This window comes from Streptomyces flavofungini (assembly GCF_041028215.1).
Lineage (GTDB): Bacteria > Actinomycetota > Actinomycetes > Streptomycetales > Streptomycetaceae > Streptomyces > Streptomyces flavofungini_B.
The window spans coordinates 1-3,919 of the sequence record NZ_JASKYR010000645.1 but is presented as its reverse complement, the minus strand read 5'-3'; the positions used below and the strand labels follow the sequence as shown (position 1 = coordinate 3,919).

Below are 3,919 nucleotides of genomic sequence, written 5' to 3'. Positions count from 1 at the left end.
GCGTGTGCCGCCCCCGGCAGCATTCCCACCGCGGCCCCAGTCGCCCCGGCCGCGACGAACCCCAGCACCGTACGCCGCGACGCGCGGCCCACCGCGGAAGACGATCCGTCCGCGGAAGACGATCCGTCCGCAGCAGCAGCCCCACCCGTGAAATCCGAAGAAGAAGTCATGACTCCATGCTGATCGCCACAACCGCCCCACCACCATGGGGGAAAGCACGGGTTTCCCGCCTGGGGGACAACCCCCAGAGCCTCCCAGGGGCGCAAGCCCTACCAGCTCACGCCCCACGGCTCCGGCCCCGCCGGTCGCACCTCGCAGCCCCAGCGGCCGACTACTTCCCCCGCCGCCGAATCCGGCTCCCCAGCCAGACCAGCGGATCGTACTTCCGGTCGGCCGCCCGCTCCTTCAGCGGAATCAGCGCGTTGTCCGTGATCTTGATGCCCTCCGGGCAGACCTCCGTACAGCACTTGGTGATGTTGCAGTAGCCGAGCCCGTGTTCGTCCTGTGCCGTCCGCTTGCGGTCGAGGCCGGTGTCCGACGCCGCGTCCAGCGGATGCATGTCCAGCTCGGCGACGCGCATCAGGAACCGGGGCCCCGCGAACGCGCCCTTGTTCTCCTCGTGGTCCCGCACGACATGGCAGGTGTCCTGGCACAGGAAGCACTCGATGCACTTGCGGAACTCCTGCGAGCGGTCCACGTCCGCCTGCTGCATGCGGTACTCGCCGGGTCCGAGGCCCTCCGGTGGCACGAACGCCGGGACCTCGCGCGCCTTGGTGTAGTTGAAGCCGACGTCCGTCACCAGGTCCCGCACCACGGGGAAGGCCCGCAGCGGAGTGACCGTGATGACCTCCTCGGGGGCGAAGACCGACATGCGGGTCATGCACATCAGCCGGGGCCGCCCGTTGATCTCCGCGGAGCACGAACCGCACTTGCCCGCCTTGCAGTTCCAGCGGACCGCCAGGTCGGGCGCCTGGGTGGCCTGGAGGCGGTGGATGATGTCGAGGACGACCTCGCCCTCGTTGACCTCGACCTCGAAGTCCTCCAGGCCGCCGCCGCCGGTGTCCCCGCGCCAGACCTTGAATTGCGCGTCGTACGAACTCACTCGTACAGCTCCTCTTCAGCCAGGTACTTGACCAGCTCTTCCTTTTCGAAGAGGGCGAGCAGGTCCGGGCGGATGGGCTCGGTCGTCTCACGGACGAGGTCGATCTGGCCGCGCACCGGATCGGTGGCCGCGAGGCCGCCGCTGGGGTCGGCGAGGCGGCAGAGCAGGTTGGCGCGGCGCCACTCGCGGTCCATCGCCGGGTGGTCCTCGCGGGTGTGGCCGCCGCGGCTCTCCGTGCGCTCCAGGGCGGCGCGCGCCACACACTCGCTGACCAGGAGCATGTTCCGCAGGTCGAGCGCGAGGTGCCAGCCCGGGTTGAACTGCCGGTGCCCCTCGACACCGGCGCGTCGCGCCCGTACCCGCAGCTCGGCCAGTTTCTCCAGCGCACGCGCCATCTCCGCCTCGCGCCGGATGATGCCGACCAGGTCGTTCATGGTCTGCTGGAGCTCCTGGTGGAGCGTGTACGGGTTCTCCGGCGTCGCCCCGGTCTCCGGGCCCTCCGCGCTGAACGGCCGCAGGGCCTCGGCCGCCGCCGTGTCCACCTGGGCCTCGTCCACCACGGGCCGGCCGGCGGCGGCGGGCCCGGTCGCGTACCTGGCCGCGTGCAGACCCGCGCGCCGCCCGAAGACCAGCAGGTCGGAGAGGGAGTTGCCGCCGAGCCTGTTGGAGCCGTGCATACCGCCCGCGACCTCACCGGCGGCGTAGAGCCCGGTCACCTCGCGCGCTGCGGCGGTGTCGGAGTCGACCGCGATGCCGCCCATCACGTAGTGACAGGTGGGCCCGACCTCCATCGCCTCCGCGGTGATGTCGACGTCCGCCAGCTCCTTGAACTGGTGGTACATCGACGGCAGCCGCCGCTTGATGACCTCGGCGGGCATCCGCGTCGACACGTCGAGGAAGACGCCGCCGTGCGGTGAGCCGCGGCCCGCCTTGACCTCGGCGTTGATGGCGCGCGCGACCTCGTCGCGGGGGAGCAGTTCGGGGGGCCTGCGGTTGTGGTCGGGGTCGTCGTACCAGCGGTCGCCCTCCTCCTCCGACTGCGCGTACTTCTCCTTGAAGACGTCGGGGACGTAGTCGAACATGAAGCGCTTGCCCTCGGAGTTGCGCAGGACACCGCCGTCGCCGCGCACCGACTCGGTGACGAGGATGCCCTTGACCGACGGGGGCCAGACCATGCCGGTCGGGTGGAACTGCACGAACTCCATGTTCAGCAGCGGCGCCCCGGCGAGCAGCGCCAGCGCGTGGCCGTCACCGGTGTACTCCCAGGAGTTCGACGTCACCTTGAAGGACTTGCCGATGCCGCCGGTCGCGAGGACCACGGCGGGCGCCTCCAGGACGAAGAAGCGGCCCGACTCGCGGTCGTAGCAGAAGGTGCCGCTGACCCGGTCGCCGTGCTTCAGGACGCGGGTGACCGTGCACTCCTGGAAGACCTTCAGGCGCGCCTCGTAGTCACCGTGCTCCCGGAAGTCCTCCTGCTGGAGCGAGACGATCTTCTGCTGGAGGGTGCGGATCAGCTCCAGGCCCGTGCGGTCGCCGACGTGGGCGAGGCGCGGGTACTCGTGGCCGCCGAAGTTGCGCTGGGAGATCCGGCCGTCCGGCGTACGGTCGAACAGGGCGCCCCAGGTCTCCAGCTCCCAGACCCGGTCGGGCGCCTCGCGCGCGTGCAGCTCCGCCATCCGCCACTGGTTGAGGAACTTGCCGCCGCGCAGGGTGTCGCGGAAGTGCACCTGCCAGTTGTCGCCGGAGTTCACATTGCCCATGGAGGCGGCGATGCCGCCCTCGGCCATCACCGTATGGGCCTTGCCGAACAGGGACTTGCAGATCACGGCCGTACGGGCGCCCTGCTCACGCGCCTCGATGGCGGCCCGCAGGCCCGCGCCCCCGGCACCCACCACGACGACGTCCCACTGCTGTCGTTCCACTTGCGCCATCAGAACAACCTCGGATCGTCGAAGGCACCGGACGCGATCAGGTACACGTAGAAGTCGGCGAGCGCGACGCTCACCAGGGACGCCCACGCGAGCAGCATGTGCCGGGCGTTCAGCCGCCCGATCCACTGCCACATGCGGTACCGCACCGGATGCTTGGAGAAGTGCTTGAGCTTGCCGCCGACGATGTGCCGACAGGAGTGGCAGGAGAGGGTGTACGCCCAGATCAGCCCGATGTTGACGAGGAAGACCAGGGTGCCGAGGCCCATATGGCCCCACGCGTAGTGCTCGTCCCTGAAGGCGAGCACGGTGTCAAACGTGAGGATGCCCGCGACCGGCACCGCCGCGTAGAAGAAGTACCGGTGGATGTTCTGGAGGATCAGCGGGAAACGCGTCTCTCCGGAGTACGTCTTGTGCGGCTCGGCGACCGCGCAGGCGGGCGGTGAGGCCCAGAAGCCGCGGTAGTAGGCCTTGCGGTAGTAGTAGCAGGTCAGACGGAAGCCGAGCGGGAAGATCAGGATGAGCAGGGCGGGGGAGAGGCCCCACCAGCTGCCGAAGAGCTCCCAGTTCGGGCCCGACCGCATGGGGGCGCAGTTCTCGGCAAGGCACGGCGAGTAGAACGGCGACACGTAGGGCGCCTGGTAGTAGTCCGCGTTCGCGAACGCCCGCCAGGTCGAGTAGACGACGAAGGCGAGCAGACCGGCGGCGGTCGCCGCGGGCGCCAGCCACCATCGGTCGGTCCGCAGATGGGCAGCGGCGATCGCGGCGCGCGTGCCGTCGCGCACTCCGCCGCCGGGGGCCGTTCCGCTCTTCGGTTGGGGTTCCGTGCCGGTGGCCAACGAGGCTCCACTCCTTCGTCCTGGCGTGCTGTGGGTTGCCGGGGGAGAAG

At 70.0% G+C, this 3,919-nt stretch carries 3 protein-coding genes; all 3 read right to left on the bottom strand.

Features of this window, described 5'->3' with window-relative positions; translation table 11 throughout:
- Window positions 1-331: 331 nt before the first annotated feature.
- The 3 genes from AB8Z36_RS31665 to AB8Z36_RS31655 are packed head-to-tail and all read right to left on the bottom strand — an operon-like array spanning window position 332 to window position 3,869.
- Window positions 332-1,102, bottom strand: a complete 771-nt coding sequence (locus AB8Z36_RS31665) for a succinate dehydrogenase/fumarate reductase iron-sulfur subunit (RefSeq protein WP_369216829.1) — start codon at window positions 1,100-1,102, stop codon at window positions 332-334.
- Window positions 1,099-3,033: a fumarate reductase/succinate dehydrogenase flavoprotein subunit gene (locus AB8Z36_RS31660; protein ID WP_369216828.1), complete on the bottom strand. Its 1,935-nt coding sequence runs from the start codon at window positions 3,031-3,033 to the stop codon at window positions 1,099-1,101. The genes AB8Z36_RS31665 and AB8Z36_RS31660 overlap by 4 nt, the downstream gene beginning before the upstream one ends.
- A complete protein-coding gene (locus tag AB8Z36_RS31655) occupies window positions 3,033-3,869 on the bottom strand; it encodes a hypothetical protein (protein ID WP_369216827.1) in 837 nt (278 codons plus the stop codon). Before AB8Z36_RS31655 ends, AB8Z36_RS31660 begins: the two co-directional genes overlap by 1 nt.
- Between the last annotated feature and the right edge of the window lie 50 nt (window positions 3,870-3,919).